3 protein-coding genes and 1 pseudogene are annotated in these 25,617 nt (G+C 67.0%); 2 read left to right on the forward strand and 2 right to left on the reverse strand.

The annotated features are described in order from the left end of the window. Positions 1 to 8 precede the first annotated feature (8 nt). Positions 9 to 20,081, forward strand: a pseudogene (locus tag ACI7M0_RS08460) (non-ribosomal peptide synthase/polyketide synthase). A 55-nt stretch (positions 20,082 to 20,136) separates the two neighbouring features. After that, on the forward strand, positions 20,137 to 21,090 hold the full coding sequence (locus ACI7M0_RS08465) for an alpha/beta hydrolase (RefSeq protein ID WP_129934022.1): 954 nt from the start codon (positions 20,137 to 20,139) through the stop codon (positions 21,088 to 21,090). A 203-nt stretch (positions 21,091 to 21,293) separates the two neighbouring features. Here the strand turns inward: ACI7M0_RS08465 and ACI7M0_RS08470 are convergent, their stop codons facing one another. Continuing rightward, positions 21,294 to 23,720: a TonB-dependent siderophore receptor gene (locus ACI7M0_RS08470; protein ID WP_104961109.1), complete on the reverse strand. Its 2,427-nt coding sequence runs from the start codon at positions 23,718 to 23,720 to the stop codon at positions 21,294 to 21,296. 240 nt (positions 23,721 to 23,960) lie between these two features. Continuing rightward, on the reverse strand, positions 23,961 to 25,610 hold the full coding sequence (locus ACI7M0_RS08475; RefSeq protein ID WP_104961110.1) for a cyclic peptide export ABC transporter: 1,650 nt from the start codon (positions 25,608 to 25,610) through the stop codon (positions 23,961 to 23,963). Positions 25,611 to 25,617 lie beyond the last annotated feature (7 nt).

The raw sequence follows: 25,617 nt of genomic DNA on the forward strand, positions 1-25,617 counted from the left end.
GACACGGCATGCAGCAACTAATCGAATCGGTAAGCGCGCTTTCTTCCGAGAAGCGCAAAGCCTTGGCGATTCTGCTGAGTCAGAAGGGGGTCAACCTCTATGGCATCGCGCCGATTTTCCGGCGTGATGCCGACGAGCCCCTTCGGCTGTCCTATGCCCAGGAGCGTCAGTGGTTCCTCTGGAACCTGGAACCGCACAGCGCGGCGTATCACATCCCCACGGCGCTGCGCTTGCGCGGCGCCCTGGACATGGCCGCGCTGCAGCGCAGCTTCGCGACGCTGATCGAGCGTCACGAAGTACTGCGCAGCGTGTTCGTCGAGGTCGACGGGCAGTTGCTGCAGCAGGTTCGCGCGCCGTTCGCGCTGCCGCTGCCGGTGCAGGTACTGACCGATGCCGGGCAACTGGAACAGGCGGTGGCGGGGGAGATCGCCGTGCTCTTCGACCTGGGCGAAGGGCCGTTGCTGCGCGCGCGCCTGCTGCAGGTGAGCGAAGACGACCATGTGCTGGTGTTGACCCAGCACCACATCATTTCCGACGGCGCCTCGATGCAGTTGATGGTCGAGGAGCTGATCAACTGCTATGGCGCGTTCAGTCGTGGCCAGCAGCCCGAACTGCCGGCGCTGCCGATCCAGTATGCCGACTATGCATTGTGGCAGCGCCAATGGATGGAGGCTGGCGAGCGCGAGCGCCAATTGGCCTACTGGACCACCCGCCTGGGCGGTGAGCAGCCGGTGCTGGAATTGCCGCTGGATCGTCCGCGGCCAGCGCTGCAGAGCTTGCGTGGCGCACGCCTGGATATCGAGCTGTCGGCCGAGCTGGGCAAGGGTTTGCAAGAGGTAGCGCGGCAGCAGGGGGCGACCCTGTACATGGTCCTGCTGGCGTCGTTCCAGGCGCTGTTGCACCGCTACAGCCGACAGCGCGATATCCGTGTCGGCGTGCCGATCGGCAACCGCAACCGCGCCGAGACCGAGCGCCTGATCGGCTTCTTCGTCAATACCCAGGTGCTCAGCGCCGAAGTCGATGGTCAGGCGCCGTTCACCACATTGCTGCAACAGGCCAAGGAGGCGGCGCTGGGCGCCCAGGAGCATCAGGACCTGCCGTTCGAGCAACTGGTCGAAGCCTTGGCGCCGGAGCGCAACCTCAGCCACAGCCCGTTGTTCCAGGTGCTGTTCAATCACCAGGCGCACCGTGGCGCGGGCCGGCAGGCCTATGAGCTGCCGGGGCTGCGGGTCGAATCGCTGAACTGGGAGAGCCAGACCGCGCAATTCGACCTGATGCTCGATACCCATGAAGAGCAGGGGCAGTTGTGGGCGTCGCTGACCTACGCGACCGACCTGTTCGACTCAACCACCATCGAGCGCCTGGCGGGCCACTGGCAGGCGTTGCTCGAAGGTATCGTCAGCGCCCCCGGCACGCGCGTCAGCGAGTTGCCGATGCTGACGACGGCGGAACGTGCCGCAACGCTGGCTGCCTGGAATACCGCCCCGGCCACGTTCGCGCCGAGCCAGCCGCTGCACCGCCTGATCGAAGCCCAGGCGGCCCGCGCGCCGCAGGCGCCGGCGCTGGTCTGCGAAGGCGAACAGTTGAGCTACGCCGAGCTGAACCGCCGGGCCAACCGGGTCGCCCACGCGCTGATCGCCCGAGGCGTCGGCCCGGACGTGCTGGTGGGCCTGGCCGCGCCGCGTTCGCTGGAGATGGTGGTCGGCCTGCTGGCCATCCTCAAGGCCGGTGGTGCCTACGTGCCGCTGGACCCGGCCTATCCGCTGGATCGCCTGCACTACATGATCGAGGACAGCGGCCTGCAGTTGCTGCTCGGCCAGGGCGACCTCGGGCTGAGCCTGGCGGCGAACGTGCAGGTGCTGGACCTGGCCGCCGACTACGCCGACTACGCTGACTTCGCCGAGGTCAACCCGAACGTTGCGGTGGACCTGGATAACCTGGCCTATGTCATCTACACCTCCGGCTCCACCGGCAAGCCGAAGGGCACCTTGCTGCCGCACCGCAACGTGCTGCGCCTGTTCGAGGCCACGGACGGCTGGTTCGGCTTCGGCCCGCAGGACTGCTGGACGCTGTTCCACTCCTATGCCTTCGACTTCTCGGTATGGGAGCTGTTCGGCGCCTTGCTGCATGGTGGCCGCCTGGTGATCGTGCCGCAGGATGTCAGCCGTTCGCCGGAGGCCTTCTACCAACTGCTGTGCGAGCAGCGGGTGACCGTGCTCAACCAGACGCCGTCGGCGTTCCGCCAGCTGATGCAGGTGGCCTGCGCTGAAGGCCAGCGCAGCGACCAGCAGCTGCGCTACGTGGTGTTCGGCGGCGAGGCGCTGGAGGTCGGCAGCCTGCGTCCGTGGTTCGAGCGCTTCGGCGATCGTGCCCCGCAACTGGTCAACATGTACGGCATCACCGAAACCACGGTGCACGTGACCTACCGTCCATTGTCGCTGGCTGACCTGGCGCAGAGCGCGTCGAGCCCGATTGGTGTGCCGATCCCGGACCAGAGCCTGTACGTGCTCGACAGCGACCTCAACCCGGTGGCCGCCGGCTGTGTCGGCGAGCTGTACGTCGGTCGCCAGGGCCTGGCCCGTGGCTACCTCAAGCGCGCCGACCTCAGCGCCACGCGCTTCATTCCCGACCCGTTCGGCGAGAGCGGGGCGCGGCTGTACCGCAGCGGCGACCTGGCACGCTGGCGCGCCGATGGGGTGATCGAGTACGTCGGGCGGATGGACCATCAGGTGAAGATCCGTGGCTTCCGCATCGAGCTGGGCGAGATCCAGGCGCGGCTGCAGGCGCTGCCCCAGGTGCGCGAGGCCGTGGTGCTGGCCCAGGAGGGGGCGAGCGGCACCCAGCTGGTCGGTTACCTGGTGGCCGAGCAAGCGGTGGCGGACCAGGCGATCTGGCGTGAGGCGGTCAAGGCCGCACTGCGCGAAGACCTGCCGGAGTACATGGTGCCGGCGCACCTGCTGCTGCTCGAGCGCATGCCGCTGACCGCCAACGGCAAGCTCGACCGCCGTGCCTTGCCGGCGGCGGATGCCAGCCTGCTGCAACAGGCCTATGTAGCCCCGCAAAGCGAAATGGAACAGCGCATTGCCGCTGTCTGGGCCGATGTGCTGCGTCTGGAGCGGGTCGGCTTGAGCGACAACTTCTTCGAGCTGGGTGGCGACTCGATCATTTCCATCCAGGTGGTCAGCCGTGCCCGTCAGGCCGGCATACATTTCACTCCCAAGGAGCTGTTCCAGCACCAGACCGTGCAAGGCCTGGCCCGTGTGGCGCGCGAGGGCGGCGCGGCGCAGCGCATCGACCAGGGGGCGGTGCAGGGCGGCATGCCGCTGCTGCCGGTACAGCAGTGGTTCTTCGGCGAAGTGAGCGACGAGGCGCACCACTGGAACCAGTCAGTGCTGCTGCGTCCCACTCGGGCCTTGCAGGCGGCGACCGTCGAGGCGGCCTTGCAGGCCCTGCTGGTGCAGCACGATGCGTTGCGCCTGCGCTTTACCCGCGAGCAGGGTCAGTGGCAGGCCAGTCACGGTCAGCCTGGCCAGGCCAAGGACCTGCTCTGGCAGCGGCAGGCCGCCGACCAGGACGCGCTGCTGGCACTGTGTGAAGCGGCGCAACGCAGCCTGAGCCTGGAAGGGCCGCTGCTGCGTGCTGTGCTGGTCGGCATGGGCGACGGCAGCCAACGCTTGCTGTTGGTGATCCACCACCTGGTCATCGACGGCGTGTCCTGGCGCGTGCTGTTCGAGGACCTGCAACAGGCCTGCGCGCAACTGGATGCGCAGCAGCCTGTGCGGCTGCCGGCGAAAACCAGTGCCTACAAGGCCTGGGCCGAGCGTTTGGGGGAGCACGCCCGTAGTGACGCCATGGCGCGCGAGCTGGCCTGGTGGCAGGGCCAGCTGGCCGATGCTCCGCAGGACCTGCCGTGCGCCAATCCGGCCGGCGGCCAGCAGAACCGCCATGCCCGCAGCCTGCATACGCGGCTGGACAGCGAGCTCACCCGGCAGTTGCTGCAGCAGGCCCCGGCGGCTTACCGCACCCAGGTCAACGACCTGCTGCTGACCGCGCTGGCCCGAGTGGTGGGCCGCTGGAGCGCGCAGCACACCGTGCTGATCCAACTTGAAGGGCATGGCCGCGAAGACCTGTTCGACGACATCGACCTGACTCGCACCGTCGGCTGGTTCACCACCTTGTTCCCGCTGGCCCTCACGCCTGCGCAGGACCTGGCGGGCTCGATCAAGGCGGTCAAGGAGCAACTGCGTGCCGTCCCCTCCAAGGGCATCGGCTACGGCATGCTCCGCCATCTGGGCGATGCTGCGGTGCAGGCCGGTCTTGCCGCCTTGCCGGTGCCGCGTATCACCTTCAACTATCTGGGGCAGTTCGATGGCAGTTTCGACGCCGAGCAGGGTGCGCTGTTCGTCCCGGTCGGCGAGCCGCGCGGCGAGGAGCAGAGCCCGGCGGCGCCGCTGGGCAACTGGCTGACGCTCAATGGGCAGGTCTACGGTGGTGAACTGGCCATTGGTTGGACCTACAGCCACGAGATGTTCGATGAGGCCACGGTCCAGGCCTTGGCCGATGACTATGCCGCCGAGCTGAAGGCGCTCATCGCCCATTGCTGCGACTTGCGCCATGCCGGTGTCACGCCCTCGGACTTCCCGCTGGCACGCCTGGATCAGGCGCACCTCGACCAGTTGCTGGACGATCCGCGCGCGGTCGAGGATGTCTATCCGTTGTCGCCGATGCAGCAGGGCATGCTGTTCCATAGCCTGTATGGCCAGGGCAACGGCGACTATATCAACCAGATGCGGGTGACCGTGGAAGGCTTGCAGGTCGAGCGTTTCCGCGCGGCCTGGCAGGCGTCGGCCGATGCCCAGCCGATCCTGCGCAGTCGCTTCGCCTGGGAAGGTGACATCGGCCAGCCGCTGCAGATCGTCCAGCGCCAGGTCCAGGTGCCGTTCGACTACCTCGACTGGCATGCCGAGGCCGAGCCTGGCGCACGCCTGGACGCCCTGGCCGAGGCCGAGCGCGCTCGTGGTTTCGACCTGCGTGAGGCGCCGTTGCTGCGCATGACCGTGGTGCGCACCGGCGAGCAGCGCTTCGAGCTGATCTACACCAACCATCACATCCTCATGGACGGCTGGAGCAACTCGCAGTTGATGGGGGAAGTCCTGCAGCGTTATGCCGGGCAGGCGCCGGCCCAGGCCGGGCGTTACCGCGACTACATCGACTGGTTGCAGCGCCAGGATCCGGCGGTCAGTGAAGCGTTCTGGCGCGAGCGCCTGGCCGAGCTGGAGGCGCCCACACGTTTGGCCCAGGGCCTGCAGGCCGAGCCTGGCAGCGGGTACGCCAGCCATGTGCGGCTGGTCGACGCCGAGCGCACGCAGCGTCTGGAAACCTTCGCCCGCCAGCAGAAGGTCACTGTCAACACCCTGCTGCAAGCGGCCTGGCTACTGCTGTTGCAGCGCTACAGCGGGCAGGCCACGGTGGCCTTCGGCGCCACCGTGGCGGGCCGGCCGCTGGAGCTGCCGGGTATCGAGCAGCAGATCGGTCTGTTCATCAACACCCTGCCGGTGATCGCCACGCCACAGCCGGCCCAGTCCGTGGCCGACTGGCTGCAGGCAGTGCAGGCGCTCAACCTTGGCTTGCGTGAGCACGAGCACACGCCCTTGTTCGATATCCAGCGCTGGGCCGGGCAGGGCGGTGACGCGCTGTTCGACAGCCTGCTGGTGTTCGAGAACTACCCGGTGGCCGAGGCCCTGGAGCGTGGCGCGCCACAGGAGCTGCGCTTCGGCAGCGTCGACAGTCGCGAGCAGACCAACTACCCGCTGACCCTGGGCGTGAACCTGGGCGGTACCCTGGAGCTGCACTATAGCTTCATGCGTGCCCATTTCGATGAGGCGGCCATTGTCCGCCTGGACCAGCAACTGATCGGCCTGATGGAGCAGTTCAGCCAGGCGCCCACCGCGGCGTTGGGCAACCTGAGCCTGCTCGATAGCCAGGCCCAGCAGGCCCTGGCCGTGGCCAACGCGCCGCAGCCATGGCAGGACGGCTTGCTGGTGCACCAACGCATCGCCGCCCAGGCCGCGCGCCGGCCTCAGGCTCCCGCGGTACTGTTCGGCGACCAGGTGCTGGACTTCGCCAGCCTGGAGCGTCAGGCCAACCAACTGGCCCATCGCCTGGTCGCTGAAGGCGTAGGCGCCGAGATCCGTGTCGGCGTGGCCTTGCCCCGTGGGCCGCAGGTGATCGTCGCCTTGCTCGCGGTGCTCAAGGCCGGTGGCGCCTATGTGCCGCTGGACGCCAGCTATCCGGCCGAGCGCCTGGCCTACCTGATGCAGGACTCCGGTATCGCCCTGTTGCTCACCGACTCGACCTTGCGCGGGCAACTGCCGCTGCCGGCGGCGTTGGCTGCCCTCAATCTCGACCAGCTCGACCTGACCGCACAGCCGACCCATGCGCCGCAAACAGTGGTGCAGCCGCAGAGCCTGGCCTATGTGATCTACACCTCCGGTTCCACCGGCAAGCCCAAGGGGGTGTGCGTCGAGCATGGCCCGCTGGCGATGCACTGCGAAGCCATCGGCCGGCGCTATGCCATGGTCGAGGACGATTGCGAGCTGCACTTCATGTCGTTCGCCTTCGACGGTGCTCATGAGCGCTGGCTCACCGCGTTGACCCACGGCAGCCGCCTGCTGGTGCGTGATGACAGCCTCTGGGAGCCAGGCCAGACCTGCGCGCGCATGTGTGAGCACGGCGTGACGGTGGCGGCGTTCCCGCCGGCGTACCTGTTGCAGATGGCCGAGCACGTCGAGCTGCATGGCCAGGCGCCGAAGGCGCGCATTTACTGCTTCGGCGGCGACGCGGTGCCCCGTGACAGCTACCAGCGCGTGCATGCCGCCCTGGCGCCGGAGCACATCATCAACGGCTACGGCCCGACCGAGACGGTGGTGACCCCGCTGATCTGGAAAGCCGACCGCGCTACCGACTGCGGCGCTGCCTACGCACCGATCGGCACGCGTATCGGCGACCGTCGCACCTATGTGCTGGCCGCCGACCTGAGCGTCCTGCCAGCCGGCCTGCAGGGTGAGCTGTACCTTGGTGGCCACGGCCTGGCCCGTGGCTACCTGGACCGGCCGGGCATGACCGCCGAGCGCTTCGTTCCCGATCCGCACGGCGAGCCAGGCGCGCGCCTGTACCGCAGTGGCGACCTGGTACGCGAGCGCCGCGATGGCGTGTTCGACTACCAGGGGCGAGTGGACAACCAGGTGAAAATCCGCGGCTTCCGTGTCGAACTGGGCGAAGTCGAGGCCCGCCTGCTGGCCCAGGCTGGCGTGCGCGATGCCGCCGTGGTCGCCCGGCCAGGCCCGAGCGGCCAGCAGTTGGTCGGCTATGTGGTGGCGTTGCAGCCAGGTCAGGCTGATGCCGCGTGGTGCGACGCGCTCAGGGCGAGCCTGCGCGAAGTGCTGCCGGACTACATGGTTCCAGCGCATGTCCTGTCGCTCGCCAGCATGCCGCTGACCCCCAACGGCAAGCTTGACCGCAAGGCGCTGCCGCAGCCTGAGGCCGGTCAGTCCCGACATGATCACCAGCCACCGCGTACCGCGCTGGAGCAGACGGTGGCGGCGATCTGGGCCGATGTGCTCAAGCTGCCGCAGGTGGGCTTGCACGATCACTTCTTCGAGCTGGGTGGTCACTCGTTGCTGGCCACCCAGGTCGTCGCCCGGGTGCGTCACGCCCTGCAGGTCGAGGTGGCGCTGCGCACCTTGTTCGAGCATGGCACCCTGCAGGCATTCTGCGCCCAGCTATCGGAGTCTGCCGACGCAGCGGTGCCCGCCATCGGCCTGGCCGATCGCTCGCGGGCGCTGGCATTGTCCTATGCCCAGGAGCGCCAGTGGTTCCTCTGGCAGCTGGCCCCGGACAGCGCCGCCTACCATATTCCGGTGGCCCTGCGCCTGCGTGGCGCGCTGCGTGTCGAAGCCCTGCGCCGGGCGTTCGAACACCTGGTGGCGCGGCACGAGAGCCTGCGCACGGTGTTCGTTCATGCACAGGGGCGTACCGAGCAGGTGATACAGGCGCCGTACGCCTTCGAGCTGCCTCTGGAGGTGCTGGCCGATGCCAGCGATGCCGCGCTGCTGTCGCGGGTGGAACAGGAGGTCGCACGTCCGTTCGACCTCGGGCAGGGCCCGCTGCTGCGCGCCTGCCTGTTGCGCCAGGGCAGCGATGAACATGTGCTGGTGCTGGTGATGCATCACATCGTCAGCGATGGTGTGTCGATGCAGGTCATGGTCGACGAGCTGGTGGCCCTGTACGACGCCTTTGACCAGGGGCAGGCACCGAGCCTTGCGCCGTTGCCGGTCCAGTACGCCGACTATGCCGTCTGGCAGCGCCAGTGGATGGACGCTGGTGAGCGTGAGCGGCAGCTGACCTATTGGGTCGAACGCCTGGGCGGCACGCAGCCTGTGCTCGAACTGCCGCTGGATCACCCGCGTCCGGCGATGCGCAGCCAAGCCGGTGCCAGTTTGACGCTGGCCCTGCCCGGTGAGCTGCAGCAGGCATTGCGCGCGCTGGCCAGGGAACAGGGGGTGACGCTGTTCATGCTGTTGCTGGCGGCTTACCAGACGTTGCTGCACCGCTACAGCGGCCAGTCCGACATCCGTGTCGGTGTGCCGATCGCCAACCGCAACCATGCTCGCACCGAAGGCATGATCGGCTTCTTCGTCAACACCCAGGTGCTCAAGGTCGAGTTCGCGCCGCAGGCGACCTTTGCCGCGCTGCTCGGCCAGGTGCGCCAGGCGGCGCTGGAGGCCCAGGCCTACCAGGACCTGCCGTTCGAGCAACTGGTCGAGGCCCTGGCGCCGGAGCGCAACCTCAGCCACAGCCCGCTGTTCCAGGCACTGTTCAACTACCAGAGCGGCGCGCGCCGTGGCCAGGGCGCGCAACAGGCGCACGCCTTGAGCGTCGAAGGGCTGCAATGGGATACCGGTGTCGCCCAGTTCGACCTGACCTTGGATGTGTTCGACAGCGAAGAGGGCGTGCTGGCCTCGTTGGTGTATGCCACCGACCTGTTCGAGCGCTCGACCATCGAGCGGCTGTCGACCCACTTCATCAATCTGCTGCAAGGCATCGTCGAGCAACCGCAACAACCGGTGGCCGAACTGCCATTGCTGGCGGCCGCCGAGCGCGAGCGCACCCTGGTCACGTGGAACGCCACCGCTGAACATTACCCGCTGGAGCAGAGCATCCAGCAACTGATCGAGGCCCAGGTACAGCGCACCCCGGATGCCCCGGCGCTGGCCTTCGGCGAGACGCGCCTGAGCTACGCCCAGCTCAACGCCCGCGCCAATCGCCTGGCCCATCGCCTGATCGCCCTGGGTGTCGGCGCGGATGTGCTGGTGGGCATCGCGGTGGAGCGTTCGGTGGAGATGGTGGTCGGTTTGCTGGCCATCCTCAAGGCCGGTGGCGCCTACGTGCCGCTGGACCCGGAATACCCCGAAGAGCGCCTGCGCTACATGATCGAGGACAGCGGCGTGCAACTGCTGCTGACCCAGAGCCACCTGCAACTGCCGCTGGCCGAAGGCGTGCAGACCCTGGCGCTGGACCTGGAACCGGGCGCCGATGACGCGCGCAACCCGAAAGTGGCGGTGGCCCCTGAAAACCTGGCCTATGTGATCTACACCTCCGGCTCCACAGGCCGGCCAAAGGCGCGGGCAACCGCCATTCGGCCTTGGTCAACCGACTGTGCTGGATGCAGCAGGCCTATCGACTGGATGCTCGCGACAGCGTGTTGCAGAAAACGCCGTTCAGCTTCGACGTGTCGGTGTGGGAGTTCTTCTGGCCCTTGATGACCGGTGCGCGACTGGTGGTTGCCGCGCCGGGTGATCACCGCGACCCGGCCCGTCTGGTCGAGCTGATCACCGGCGAAAACATCACCACGCTGCACTTCGTGCCGTCGATGCTCCAGGCGTTCCTGCAAGACAGCGGCGTGCCGCGCTGCACCAGCCTTGCGCGCATCGTCTGCAGTGGCGAAGCGCTGCCGGCCGATGCCCAGCAGCAGGTGTTCGCCAAGCTGCCGAAGGCCGGCCTGTACAACCTGTACGGCCCGACCGAGGCGGCCATCGACGTGACCCACTGGACCTGCCGCGAGGAAGGGCGCGACAGCGTGCCGATCGGCGAGCCGATTGCCAACCTGGCCTGCTACATCCTCGACGCCGAGCTGCAACCGGTGCCGGTGGGCGTGCTGGGCGAGCTGTACCTGGCCGGCGCAGGCCTGGCGCGCGGCTACCACCGCCGCCGGGGCTGACCGCCGAGCGTTTCGCCGTGAGCCCATACGGCAATGGCGAGCGCATCTACCGCACCGGCGACCTGGCGCGCTACCGCGCGGATGGGGTGATCGAGTACGCCGGGCGTATCGACCACCAGGTCAAGCTGCGTGGCCTGCGCATCGAACTGGGCGAGATCGAGGCGCGCCTGCTGGAGCACGACCTGGTGCGTGAAGCCGTGGTGACGGTGCCGGACGGCAAGCAGCTGGTCGGTTATGTGGTGCTGACCGGCGAGGCCGCCGATTGGCAGGCGCAACTGGCCGAGCACCTACGCCGTGGCCTGCCGGACTACATGGTGCCGAACCAGTGGCTGGCACTGGACAGCCTGCCGCTGTCGCCCAATGGCAAGCTCGACCGCAAGGCATTGCCCGCCGTGGATGCCGCGCAATCGCAGCGTGCCTATGTGGCGCCGCAGAGTGAACTGGAACAACAGGTCGCGGCAATCTGGGCGCAGGTCCTCGGGCTTGAGCGAGTCGGCCTGACTGACAACTTCTTCGAACTGGGCGGGCATTCCCTGCTGGTGATCAATATCGTGTCGCGTATTCAACTCGAACTGGGGCTGAAGCTGGTCCCGCAACTGCTGTTCCAATACCCGGTGCTTGGTGCTCTGGTGGCGCAACTGCAAGCCACCGGCGCACAGGTGCAGGATTCGACCCTGAGCCGTCTGGAAGACCTGCTTGACGACATGGAGGGGCTGTGATGGACAGCACCGTTGCCGCGCGGATCGCTCGCCGCTTCATCACCTTGCCACTGGACAAGCGTGCCCTGTACCTGGAGAAGATGCTGGCCGAGGGCGTGTCCCCGGCCAACCTGCCGATCCCCGAGGTGCAGTCGGCCTTCGAGCAACTGCCGCTGTCCTTCGCCCAGGAGCGTCAGTGGTTCCTCTGGCAGCTGGAGCCGCACAGCAGTGCCTATCACATCCCCATGGCCCTGCGTCTGCGCGGCCGGCTGGATCGCCAGGCGCTGCAAGGTGCCTTCGAGCGGTTGGTGGAGCGGCATCAGACGCTGCGCACCCGTTTCGTCTTCGACCAGACGCGCCCATTGCAGGTGATCGACCCCGTGGCCGGGTTGGCCATCGCCCATGAGGTGGTCGGGCCGCTGGACCTGGCACAACTGGAGGCCCGGGTGGCCGAGGAAACCCGTCAGCCGTTCGACCTCGAGGCGGGGCCGCTGCTGCGGGTCCGTCTGCTGGAGCTGGCGCCCGACGACCAGGTGCTGGTGCTGACTCAGCACCATATCGTTTCCGATGGCGTGTCGATGCAGGTGATGGTCGGCGAGCTGATCGCCCTGTATGCCGGCTTGAGCCTCGGCCAGGCGCCGACCCTGGCGCCGCTGCCGATCCAGTATGCCGACTATGCCCTGTGGCAGCGCCACTGGATGGAGGCGGGCGAGCGTGATCGCCAGCTGGCCTACTGGACCGAGCGCCTGGGCGCGCAGCAACCGGTGCTGGAACTGCCGCTGGATCACTCGCGGCCGGCGCAGCCCAGCTACCGTGGCGCGCGTTGCAACCTGCAACTGCCGGCGGCCTTGAGTCATGACCTGCAAGCCCTGGCCCGGGCCGAGGGTGGCACCTTGTTCATGCTGCTGCTGGCGGCATTCCACGCGTTGTTGCACCGCTACAGCGGCCAGGACGATATCCGCATTGGGGTGCCCAGCGCCAACCGCAACCGGGTCGAGACCGAAGGGCTGATCGGTTATTTCGTCAACACTCAGGTGATTCGTGCCCAGGTCGCTGGCGAGCAGCCCTTCGTCGAATTGTTGCGCCAGGTGCGCCAGCACGCGTTGGATGCCCAGGCCTATCAGGAGCTGCCGTTCGAGCAACTGGTCGAGGCCCTGGCGCCGGAGCGCACCCTGGGGCTCAATCCGCTGTTCCAGGTGATGTTCAACCATCAAGCGGCCGGCCGTGGCGGGGCGACCAGCGCGCGCCTGGGCGACCTGCAGATCGAAGGCGTGGACAGTGTTACCGAAGTGGCTCAACTGGACCTGACCCTGGAGACCCGCGAATCGCCAGAGGGATTGGAGGCGTCGTTCATCTATGCCACCGACCTGTTCGAGCGCTCGACCATCGAGCGGCTGTCGACCCACTTCATCAATCTGTTGCAAGGCATCGTCGAGCAACCGCAACAACCGGTGGCCGAACTGCCATTGCTGGCGGCCGCCGAGCGCGAGCGCACCCTGGTCACGTGGAACGCCACCGCTGAAAACTACCCGCTGGAGCAGAGCATCCAGCAACTGATCGAGGCCCAGGTGCAGCGCACCCCGGATGCCCCGGCGCTGGCCTTCGGCGAGACGCGCCTGAGCTACGCCCAGCTCAACGCCCGCGCCAATCGCCTGGCCCATCGCCTGATCGCCCTGGGTGTCGGCGCGGATGTGCTGGTGGGCATCGCGGTGGAGCGTTCGGTGGAGATGGTGGTCGGTTTGCTGGCCATCCTCAAGGCCGGTGGCGCCTACGTGCCGCTGGACCCGGAATACCCCGAAGAGCGCCTGCGCTACATGATCGAGGACAGCGGCGTGCAACTGCTGCTGACCCAGAGCCACCTGCAACTGCCGCTGGCCGAAGGCGTGCAGACCCTGGCGCTGGACCTGGAACCGGGCGCCGATGACGCGCGCAACCCGAACGTGGCGGTGGCCCCTGAAAACCTGGCCTATGTGATCTACACCTCCGGCTCCACAGGCCGGCCAAAAGGCGCGGGCAACCGCCATTCGGCCCTGGTCAACCGACTGTGCTGGATGCAGCAGGCCTATCGACTGGATGCCCGCGACAGCGTGTTGCAGAAAACGCCGTTCAGCTTCGACGTGTCGGTGTGGGAGTTCTTCTGGCCCTTGATGACCGGTGCGCGACTGGTGGTTGCCGCGCCGGGTGATCATCGCGACCCGGCCCGTCTGGTCGAGCTGATCACCGGCGAAAACATCACCACGCTGCACTTCGTGCCGTCGATGCTCCAGGCGTTCCTGCAAGACAGCGGCGTGCCGCGCTGCACCAGCCTTGCGCGCATCGTCTGCAGTGGCGAAGCGCTGCCGGCCGATGCCCAGCAGCAGGTGTTCGCCAAGCTGCCGAAGGCCGGCCTGTACAACCTGTACGGCCCGACCGAGGCGGCCATCGACGTGACCCACTGGACCTGCCGCGAGGAAGGGCGCGACAGCGTGCCGATCGGCGAGCCGATTGCCAACCTGGCCTGCTACATCCTCGACGCCGAGCTGCAACCGGTGCCGGTGGGCGTGCTGGGCGAGCTGTACCTGGCCGGCGCAGGCCTGGCGCGCGGCTACCACCGCCGCCCGGGGCTGACCGCCGAGCGTTTCGCCGTGAGCCCATACGGCAATGGCGAGCGCATCTACCGCACCGGCGACCTGGCGCGCTACCGCGCGGATGGGGTGATCGAGTACGCCGGGCGTATCGACCACCAGGTCAAGCTACGTGGCCTGCGCATCGAACTGGGTGAGATCGAGGCGCGCCTGCTGGAGCACGACCTGGTACGTGAAGCCGTGGTGACGGTGCCGGACGGCAAGCAGCTGGTCGGTTATGTAGTGCTGACCGGCGAAACCGGCGATTGGCAGGCACAACTGGCCGAGCATCTGCGCCGTGGCCTGCCGGACTACATGGTGCCGAACCAGTGGCTGGCACTGGACAGCCTGCCGCTGTCGCCCAATGGCAAGCTCGACCGCAAGGCCTTGCCACGCCCGGACCAGACCGTCAAGGCTCGCGACTATCAGGCGCCGGCCACACCGACCGAAATCGCCCTGGCCGAGATCTGGCAAACCGTGCTGGGCGCAGGCCCGGTGGGCGTTACCGAGAATTTCTTCGCCCTGGGCGGCGACTCGATCATGTCGATCCAGGTGGTCAGTCGTGCGCGACAGGCCGGGATCCATATCACGCCCAAGGCATTGTTCCAGCACCAGACCGTGCAGCGCCTGGCGGCCGTGGCCCAGCTCGGGGAGGCGGTGGTGCCGCGTATCGACCAGGGCCCGGTGACGGGCAGCGCGCCGCTGCTGCCGTTCCAGCAATGGTTCTTCGACCAGCGCATGAGCGAGCCGCAGCACTGGAACCAGTCGCTGTTGCTGCGCGGCACCGAAACGGTGGATGCCAGCGCATTGGAGCAGGCGCTGCTGGCACTGTACGCCCAGCACGACGCCCTGCGTCTGCGCTTTGTCGACGGCAGCGCCGAACACGGTCCGCTGCAACCGGCCCAGCCGTTGCTATGGCGTGCCGCGCTGCGCAGCGCCGAGGAAATCGAGGCGACCTGCGAAGAGGCCCAGCGTAGCCTGGACCTGGCCCAGGGCCCGCTGCTGCGTGCGGTGCTGATCGACCTGGCCGACGGTGGCCAGCGCCTGCTGCTGGTGATCCACCACCTGGTGGTCGATGGCGTGTCCTGGCGCGTGCTGCTGGAAGACCTGCACGATGCCTACCGCCAGGCCCTGGCGGGCAGCACGCCGAAACTGCCGACCAAGACCAGCGCCTTCAAGACCTGGGGCGAACGCCTGCAGCAGCATGCCGCAAGCCTGGACAGCGAGCTGGCCTACTGGCAAGGGCAACTGGCCGGTGCGCCGCTGGACCTGCCCGAGGCCGAGCTGGGCGCCAGCCTGCAGAACCGTCACCGCCAGAGCGTGCAGGCACGCCTGGATGCCGAGCTGACCCGACGCTTGCTGCAACAGGCCCCGGCGGCCTACCGCACCCAGGTCAACGACCTGCTGCTGACCGCCTTGGCCCGGGTGGTGTGCCGCTGGAGCGGCGCCGATTCGGCGCTGGTGGAGCTGGAAGGCCATGGCCGCGAAGACCTGTTCGACGACATCGACCTGAGCCGTACGGTGGGCTGGTTCACCAGCGCCTACCCGGTGCGCCTGACCCCGGCCGCCGAGCTGGGCGCCTCGATCAAGCAGGTCAAGGAACAGCTGCGCGGCGTGCCGCACAAGGGCATCGGTTTCGGCGCTTTGCGCTACCTGGGCGACGAGGCTGCGCGCGCGAGCCTGGCCGGGCTGCCGGTGCCGCGCATCACCTTCAACTACCTGGGCCAGCTGGATGGCCAGTTCGATGAGCGGGCGCTGTTCGTGCCCGCTGCCGAAAGCGCAGGTGAGGAGCAGAGCCCGCTGGCGCCGCTGGGCAACTGGCTGGTGCTCAATGGCCAGGTGTATGGCGGCGAGCTGAGCCTGGCGTTCAGCTTCAGCGGGCAGATGTTCGCCCGCGCGACCATCGAGCGGCTGGCGCGGGCCTACGAGGCGGAGCTGGCGGCGCTGGTCGAGCACTGCCAGGTGCCGCAAGGGCTGACGCCGTCGGACTTCCCGCTGGCGGGCCTGAGCCAGGCGCAACTCGACGCACTGCCGGTGGCGGTGGCCGAGGTCGAAGACATCTACCCACTGTCGCCGATGCAGCAGGGCATGCTGTTCCACAGCCTGTCCGACGAAGGCGACGACCTGTACGTCAACCAGCTCAGCCTGCCGGTCGAGGGGCTCGAGCAAGAGCGCTTCCGCGCCGCCTGGCAGCATGTGATCGGCCGTCACGAGATCCTGCGTACCTCCTTCCACTGGGAAGGCGGCCAGAGCGCGCCGTTGCAGGTGGTGCACCGTCACGTCGACGTGGCTATGACCGTGCTCGACTGGCGGGCACGATCCTTTACCGCCGCCGACCTCGAGGCGGTCGCCCGCGCGCAGCGTGGCTTCGACCTCGGCCAGGTGCCGCTGCAACGCCTGTTGCTGGTGCGCACGGGCGACGCCGAGCACCAGCTGGTGTGGACCAGCCACCATATCCTCATGGACGGCTGGAGCAGTTCGCAGTTGTTCGGCGAGGTGCTGCAGCACTACGCCAGCGGTGAAGTGACCGGCGACAGCGGCCGCTACCGTGACTTCATCGCCTGGTTGCAGGAGCAGGATCAGGGGCGCCTGCAGGACTACTGGCAGGGCCGTCTGCGCCTGCTCGACGCGCCGACCCAACTGAGCCAGTCGATTCACCCGCGGCACACTGCCGACCTGCCGGGGCACGAGGCGCTGTACACCCGTTGGGACGCCCAACGCACCGCCGCCTTGCAGCAGCACTGCCGGGCCCAGGGCATTACCGCCAACACCCTGATCCAGGGTGCCTGGCTGTTGCTGTTGCAGCGTTACACCGGACAGCGCAGCGTGGCCTTCGGCGCTACAGTGGCCGGTCGTCCCGAGAGCCTGGCCAACGCGCAGCACATGCTTGGCCTGTTCATCAACACCTTGCCGGTGATCCAGACCCTCGAGCCGACACAGCGCCTGGATCAGTGGCTGCAGCAACTGCAGGCCGACAACCTGGACCTGCGCGAGCACGCCCATGCGCCGCTGGCCGACATCCAGCGTTGGTCGGGGCAGGGTGGCCAGGCCCTGTTCGACAGCATCATCGTGTTCGAGAACTACCCCATCGACCAGCGCCTGGAACAGGCCCAGGGCGGCCTGCGCTTCGGTGCCTCGAGCAGCCACGACGTCACCAACTTCCCCATGGACCTGGCGGTAACCCTCGGCGAGACCCTGGCCATCGAGTACCTGTTCCTGCGCAGCCACTTCACGCCCGAGGCCGTGCAGGGCATTCGCGCACTGATGGAGACCTTGCTGCAGTCGATGATCGACAGCCCTGTCGAATACATCGGCAACCTGCAACGGCTCAGCCCGGCGCAGTATCAGGCGCTCGACGCCTGGGGCGCGGTGCCGGCGCAGGCCGGCGAGCGGGTGATGCTGGCGCAACTGATCGCTCGCCAGGCGGCCGCGCGGCCCGAGGCCATCGCCGCCGAGTGTGCCGGCCAGAGCCTCAGCTACGCGGCGCTGGAGGCCCGTTCCGACGTGCTGGCGCGGCAACTGCTCGCCCGTGGTGCCGGCCCGGAGGTACTGGTGGGCGTAGCCCTGGAACGCTCGGTGGATATGCTGGTGGCCCTGTTGGCGGTGTTCAAGAGCGGTGGGGCTTATGTGCCGCTGGACCTGGACTACCCGGCCGAGCGCCTGGCCTTCATGATCCAGGACTCCGGCATGCGCCAACTGATCGGTCGTGCCGACCTTGGGCAGCGCCTGGCCCTGCCCGAGGGCCTGGAACCGCTCGACCCGGCGACCCTGGCGTGCGAAGCCGGTACGCCGGCCAGCGTGTTCCCGGTGCCGGGCGAGCACAGCCTGGCCTACTTGATCTACACCTCTGGCTCGACCGGTGTGCCCAAGGGCGTGGCGGTCAGCCATGGACCTTTGAGCATGCATTGCCAGGCCATCGCCGAGCTCTACGAGATGGAGGCCGGCACCCGAGAGCTGCACTTCATGTCGTTCGCTTTCGACGGCGCCCACGAGCGCTGGCTAACCACGCTGGCGGTGGGCGGTACGCTGATCCTGCGCGACAACGAACTGTGGACGCCCCAGCAGACCTGCGAGGCGCTGAGTCGGGGCCGGGTCGACATCGCCTGCTTCCCGCCCGCCTACCTGAAGCAGGTGGCCGAATATGTGCAGCGCAGCGGTGTCGAGCCGCCGCCGGTGCGTATCTATTGCCTGGGCGGCGACGCGGTGCCGGAGCAGACCTTGGCCGAGGTGCGCGAGGTGCTGCGGCCACGCTACATCACCAATGGCTATGGTCCGACTGAAACGGTAGTCACGCCGATGCTCTGGAAGGCCTCGGCCGAAGAGCCCTGCGGCGCGGCCTACGCACCCATCGGCCGGGTCGTGGGGCAGCGCTCGCTACGGGTGCTGGACGATGACCTCAACCCATTGCCGGTCGGTTTCGCCGGGCAGCTGTTCATCGGTGGCCATGGCGTGGCTCGCGGCTATCACCAGCGACCATCGATCACTGCCGAGCGGTTCGTGCCGGACCCATTCGGTGAGCCTGGTGCGCGTTTCTACCGTTCCGGGGACCTGGTGCGCCTGCGTCAAAGCGGGATACTGGACTACGTCGGGCGTCTGGATCACCAGGTGAAGGTGCGGGGCTTCCGCATCGAGCTGGGCGAGATCGAAGCCAGCCTGCGCCAGCAACCGGGTGTCGGCGATGCCGTGGTGATCGCTCGCGACGGCGTCTCCGGCAAGCAGTTGATCGGCTACGTTGCGGCCACCGCCGAGGTTCGCGGCGATCAGCTCAAGGCCGCCCTGGCCGAGACGCTGCCGGCCTACATGGTGCCGTTGCAGGTGATCTGCCTGGAGCGCCTGCCGGTCTCGCCCAATGGCAAGCTCGACCGCAAGGCCCTGCCGGAGCCCACCTTCGACCTGGCCAGCCATGTGCCCCCGCGCTGCGAGGAGGAACAATGGATGGCGCAGATCTGGGCCGAGGTGCTGCAGGTCGAGCAGGTGGGGATCGCCGATAACTTCTTCGAGCTGGGTGGCGATTCGATCCTCAGCCTGCAGGTTATTTCGCGGGTGCGCAACCATGCGCAACTGAAACTGGAGCTCAAGCTGCGCGACCTGATGCGTTGCCAGACCATCGCCAACCTGTTCGACCAGCAGGGCGTGTCGCGGGTCAGCGGCGAGCAGCAGGCCGTGGTGGTGGAGGGCGCCTTCCCGCTGATCCCGATCCAGGAGTGGTTCTTCACCGCGCAGACCCATGCGCCGGAACACTTCAACCAGGCGTTGATCCTGCGTGCCAACCAGCCACTGGATGCGCGGGCGCTGGAGCGCACACTGACCTGCATGCTCGGCCAGCACGATGCCTTGCGCCTGCGTTTCACCCACGAGCAGGGGCGCTGGATCCAGCGTTACCAGCCGTTGCAGGAGTGCCTGCAGCGCCTGGGCGACGACCCGCTGCTGTGGGTGCGCGAGGTGGCCGACGAAGAGGCGCTGGAGGACCTGGCCAATGAGCTGCAACGCAGCCTGGACCTGGCCCAGGGGCCACTGATGCGCGGCTTGCTGGCGACCCTGGGCAATGGCCAGGTACGCCTGCTGCTGGTGATCCACCACCTGGTGATCGACGGTGTGTCCTGGCGTGTGCTGCTGCAGGACTTGCAGGAGGCCTACCAGGCTTTCCTCGCCGAACGGGAGCCGCTGCTGCCGCTGCGCACCAGCAGCTTCGGTGAATGGGCCGCTGGCCTGGCCGGCCATGCGGTGACCCTGCGCGAGCGTGAGCTCGAGTACTGGGTGGCGCAGCTCGACCGGCAGGACGGGCCGCTGCGCTGTGACAACCCACGTGGCGGCAATCTCATGTGCCACCGCGAAGAGGCCGCGTTCAGCCTGGATGCGCAACGGACCGCACAGTTGCTCAAGGAGGCGCCCGCGGCCTACCAGACGCAGATCAACGACCTGCTGCTGACTGCGCTGAGCCGGGCCCTGTGCCAATGGGACGACAGTGCGTCGGCGCTGGTGCTGCTGGAAGGCCATGGCCGCGAGGATCTGTTCGAGCAACTGGACCTGAGCCGTACCCTGGGCTGGTTCACCAGCATGTATCCGGTACGCCTGAGCCCGGTGTCCGAGCCCGGGGCGTCGATCGTGGCGATTCGCGAGCAGTTGGCCCAGGTGCCGGACAAGGGCATCGGCTACGGCGTGCTGCGCCACATGGACGAACCGTGGGTGCGCGCGCGCCTGGCCGACCTGCCGCAGGCGCAGGTCACCTTCAACTACCTGGGGCAGCTCGACCAAAGCTTCGATGCCGAGCAGGCGCTGTTCCTGCCCGCGCCGGAGAGCGTTGGCGACAGCTTCTCGCAGCAGGCGAGCCTGGCCAACTGGCTCGAAGTGGTAGGCCAGGTGTTCGACGGCAAGCTGTCGTTCCGCTGCATCTACAGCAACCGACGCTTCCGCCAGGGCACCATCACGGCCTTCATGGAACAGTTCCAGGCCGAGTTGGTGCTGTTGATCGAGCACTGCCTGCAGGTCCAGGCCAACTGAATTTTCCTTCTTCTGACAGGCCGGATGCGGGTGCGTCCGGCCCAGGAACCGAGCCATGCCACTGAATCCTGAAATTGCCGAATTCCTCGACCTGGTCGACGCCAGCCCAGGCGATGGCCAGTCCATGGCCTTTCACCGCTCGACCCCCGCTCAGGCGCGCGACGCCTTCGAGCAGGCCTCCGTGCGCATGCGTTGGGAAGCGCCACAGGTGCACAGCGAGGACCTGCATTGCCAGGCTCGCGATGGCGCCACCCTGACGCTGCGTCTTTACCGGCCCTGCGCGCCTGCCGAGCAACCACTGCCGGTGCTGCTGTACCTGCACGGCGGTGGATTCGTGGTGGGCAGCATCGCCTCGCACGATGGTGTCTGTCGCGAGTTCTGCGCGCGCACCCCCTGCGCGGTGCTGACCGTCGATTACCGGCGCGCCCCGGAGCAACGCTTTCCGGTGGCGCTGGACGACTGCGCCGATGCCTTGGCGTGGCTGGCACACAACGCGCGCGAGTGGGGGCTGGATGCCAGCCGGGTGGCCGTGGGCGGCGACAGTGTCGGCGCGACCCTGGCCAGCGTGCTGGCGATCGACGCCGCCCACCTGGGTGGGGCTGTCCAGCCGCGGCTGCAATTGCTTTGCTATCCAGTGGCCGATGCCTCGAAGAGCTGGGAGTCGCGTACGCTGTTCGCCGAGGGCTACCTGCTGGAAAGCGCCACCCTGGAGTGGTTCTACGATCACTATGCGCGCCAGGCCGAGGACCGCTCGAACTGGCGTTTCTCGCCGCTGCTGGCCACCGGCTTGCAGGGCGTGGCGCCGGCATACATCGGCCTGGCAGGCTTCGATCCACTGCTAGATGAAGGGCAGGCCTATGCGCGTCACCTGCGCGAGCAGGGGGTGACGGTCAGCAGCGAAGTGTTCGAGGGGTTGGTGCACGACTTCCTGCGCATGCGCCTGGTCACGGCCGAGATCGACACGGTGTATGCGAGGTTGGCGCAGGTGCTGCGTGATGCCTTGAACTGATGTTTTGCACTGGATATCGAGGGCCGCTATGCGGCCCTTTTGCGTTGCCCCGCGGGCAAGCCCGCTCGTGCAGATGAGCACATGGCTTGAGAGTGACGGGGGGCTGTGGGGGCGGGCTTGCCCGCGAATAGGGGGGCGTTGCTGCGTGGGGTGTGGCGCCAGGCCCACGACCCAGGGCCTGGCGCCCTGGGTCGTGGTTGCGGTCAGAACTTGTACTGCACGCTGGTCATGAAGTTGCGGGGCGCGCCGTACACGCCCCAGCTGTCGACGTAGGAGAAGTACTTGCGGTCGAAGACGTTGTTGAGGTTGAGCGATGCGCTCAGGTTCTGGGTGATGTCGTAGCGCGCCATGAGGTTGGTCACGGCATAGCTGCCCTGGGTGAAGGTGTGCAGGTCCTGGCCGGTCTTGCTCTGCCAGTTCACGCCACCGCCGATGGTCAGCTTGTTGTCCAGAATGCCGGGCAGGCGATAGGTGGTGAAGGTCTTGGCGCTGTGACGGGGGTTGTTGGTGACGATGCGGTTGTCGTCGGAGTCGGTGCTGACGCTGTAGGCGTAGCCGGCGAACGCCTGCCAGCCCTCGGCCAGCTCGCCGTTGAGCTCCAGCTCCACGCCCTCGGTGGTGGTGCCCTGCTCGGCGCGGTAGATGTCCGGCGCACGCACATAGACGGGCAGGTTGTCCTGTTCGATGCGGAACAGCGCCAGGCTGGCGTTGAGTTTTTCGTCGTTGAAGCTGCCTTTCACGCCCAGCTCATAACCGGTGCCTTCCTGTGGGTCGAGGGCCTTGAACTTCTCATCGTGCACGCCATAGGGCTGCGGGTTGAAGATCTTGGTGTAGCTGCCGTAGACCGACCAGGTGTCGTTGAGGTCGTAGACCACGCCGGCATAGGGCAGGAATACGCCGTGGCGGTTTTCGTCGCTCTTGTTGTCGAGCGTCGGATCGTTCCAGTTCTGGTAGTCGCTGGTGCGTCGCCAGTCGGTGACGCGACCGCCGAGAATCACGGCCAGGTCGTCGGTCACGTGGAAGCGACCGGTCATGTAGGCGGCGTACTGGTTTTCCTGGATGTAGGTCTTGCCGACGGTGGTGGTGTCCGGGCGCGGGCCCTGGCCTTTCCAGTCCCAGACATTGTCGATGGTGCCGTCATAGCCGGTCCAGGGACCGAACCAGCCACCGTGATCCGGGGTGTTTTCGGTGTAGCGGGACAGGGTGACGCCGGTGATCAGCTCATGCTCCTGACCGAACAGGGTGAACGGGCCGGTCAGGTAGGCGTCGAGGTTGTTCTGGCGAGGCTTGCCCGACCAGCGGTTGGGGTACATGTAGGCGCCGGAGCCGTCCACCGAACTGATCTCGCCGTTCATGTAGTTGATCAGCTCGTCGAAGTCCATGACGCTGTGGCTGAGCTCGACCTTGCCGCTCCAGCCGTTGTCGAACTGATGCTCGAGGGAGGTGAAGACATTGGTCTGTTTGCGGTCGTTGTACGACCAGGTCGGCGAACTGTTCTTCGAGCGGCTGAAGTCGGTCTTGCTGCCGTCGGCGTAGCGGACCTGGAAGCCGGTGCGCAGCGGGTCGTTGACCTGGGTCTTGAGGTAACTGAAACCGACGGTCAGCATGGTTGCTTCGCTGAGGTCGAACTCGGAGATGCCGTAGATCAGCTGCGTATCCTGCTCGAGGCGGTCGACGAAAGAGTTCTGGGTCTTGTAGTCGACCACCAGACGCCCGCGGACGTTGCCGCTGTCGGTCAGTGGGCCGGAGACGTCGAATCCGGTGCCGTAACGGTCCCAGCTGCCAGCTTCGGCGGTCACGCTGCCCTGGAAGGTCGCGGTCGGGCGCTTGCGGATCATGTTGATGGTCGCCGACGGGGTGCCGGTGCCGCTGATCAGGCCGGTGGCGCCACGCACGATCTCGACACGGTCGTACATCGCCGTGCTCTGGGTGGTGTTGTCCAGGCGAGGGGAGGTGGGAACACCGTCGATCTCGAAGTTGTTGATCTGGAAGCCGCGCGACCAGTAGGTGTCGTTCTCGGCGCCGATGCCGGTGCGGAGCACGGTGATGCCTGGGGTGGCCTCGAGCACCTCGGTCAGGTTGGTCAGCTTCTGGTCGTCCAGGCGCTGGCGGGTGACCACGGTGACCGATTGCGGGGTTTCCTTCTGGGTCAGGTTCAGGCGTGTCGAACTACTGGACATGTAGGTGGTGTACAGGCCGGAGCCTTCGGTGATCGAGCCCGGCGCCATGCCCGAAATCGAGGTCGGGCTTAGCTCCAGTGCGGCCTCGCCGGCACTGGGTGGCGGCATCAGCAGGATGGTGTGGCCGTCCACGCGGTAGGACAGGCCGCTGCCCTGGAGCATGCGCTGCAGCACCTCGTCGGTCGACAGCGAGCCGGATACCGGGCTGGACTTCAAACCTTGCACCAACTCTGGGCTGTAGAGGATCTGCATCTGAGTCTGCTGGCCCAGTTGCTGCAAGGCGGTGGACAGTGGCTGGGCGGCGATGTTGACGGAGACCTGCTCGGCGTGCGCTGCGCTGCTCCCCAGCAGCATCAGGGCGAGCAGGGCGCCCGGCAGTACCGTACGGTTCGACTGCGATGGACGTACGGCGCGTGCCAGAGGGGTCGGGGACAGATTCGGGCGGTGCATGGGTGAAAGGGACTCCTGAAGGAAGTGGGCAGTTTTTCTTTTGGAATAATCAGTAACTGATAATTAGACGCATCACGGATTGAAAACCGGAAAACAGAATCAACAATCTGTCCTTTGCGATTTATCTGATGAAAACCCCGAGCGGTAATGCTATGGCGTCGACTGTTCCAGCTTCCTTGCGGGCGGATCGCGGCGCCGTGCCCCGGACAGGCCGGGCCGTGCGCCGCGCTCGTGGAGTGGTCAGGCCGGGACGTGCTGGGTGACCACGCGACCGGCTTCCATGCGTACCAACTGGTCGGCGATATCGAAGTAGCGATCATCGTGGGAGATCACGATGATGGTCTTGCCCAGGCGCTTGAGGTCGGGCAGCAGCTCGGTGTAGAAGATCCGGCGGAAGGTCGGGTCCTGGTCGGCTGCCCACTCGTCGAACACCAGCACCGGGCGATGCTCCAGCCAGGCATTGATCAGCGCCAGGCGCTTGCGTTGCCCGGTGGACAGGTCGGTGGTGGTGAACTTGCCGTCCTGGATGCTCACCTTGTGTGAGATTTCCAGGCGTTCCAGGTACTGGTTGGCATCTTCGGGAATGCTCTGTTCACCCTGGATCACATCGTCGAACAGGTAGTAGTCGGCGAAGATCGTGGTGAACAGCTGGCGATACTGGTCCCTGTCGCTGGCATCGATGATCTTGTCATCCAGTGCGATATGCCCCTGTTGTGGTGCGTAGAGTCCCAGCAACAGCTTGATCAGCGTGGTCTTGCCACAGCCGTTCTCGCCGACGATGAAGACGATTTCGCCCTGTTCGATCCGCAGGTTGACCGGCCCCAGTTGGAAGGGCGCGGCATCGCCCACCGCTGGGAAGGCGTAGCTCACCTCGACCAGTTCCAGGCTGCGCACCGTGGCCTTGGCAGCCGGTGCGTCGGTCAGCAGCAGGTGCGGCTCGGGGGAGGAGAACTGCCGGGAAAGATCGGCGATGCGCTGGAAGGCGATGCCGGCACGGCCGACGATGGGCAGCGTGCCGATCAGGTGTTCCAGCGGGCCTTTCATGTACAGCAGCACCAGGACGAAGCCACTGATGACCGCTTTGTCCTGTCCAGGGCCGGCACCGTGCATCAGCAGTGCGACGCCGATGACCACGAAGAACAGCATGGAGCCGAAGGTCTTGGCGATCACGAAGGTGTTGATCGCGCGGATCTGGGTCTTGCAGATGAAATCCGCGGTGGCCTGGATGCCATGCACGAACATGCGGTGGCGACGTGGGCGGTGGATGCGCAGTTCCTTCGCGCCACCGGCGACGGCGTTGTACTGGCGTTGCAGGTCGTCCTCGGCGTCGCGGGCGGCCATGAAGCCACGCACGCCTACCGATTGCGCCAGGTACTGGGCGCTCGTGCCCACGGCGATGGCCGCCAGCATCAGCAGGAACATCGGCCATGACAGCATGGCCAGGTAGCCCAGGCAGCCCAAGGTCACCGTCAGCGAGATCGCCAGGGGCGCGAAGGCGAAGGCGAAGTCGCTGATGGTGTCGACATCATGGGTCAGTACCGGAATCAGACGGTGGCTGCGAAAGCGCTCGATCTGCTCGATCGGCGCGGCGAGCACCTTCTCCCCCAGTGTTTTACGCAGGCGGGCGATGATGTGCTGGCCGACATAGTTGGTACCGATATCCGACAGGATCGTGCTCACCAGTGCCAGCAGGCACAACCCGGCAAAGCCCAGGATCAGGCTGTGCCCCAGGTCGCCCTCGGCGTGCAGCGCGCCGTTGATGGTGGCCAACAGCGTGGTCACGCTCAGGCCCCCGATCATGCCGAGGAAGATGGACAGGGTGACGATCGGCCAGAATGGCCTGAGCAGGGCCAGCAATTCACGCAGGGCCCCGCGGTTGGAAGTGCTCATCGGCTGG

Source organism: Pseudomonas sp. 10(2024) (genome assembly GCF_045164175.1).
Taxonomy (GTDB): domain Bacteria; phylum Pseudomonadota; class Gammaproteobacteria; order Pseudomonadales; family Pseudomonadaceae; genus Aquipseudomonas; species Aquipseudomonas alloputida.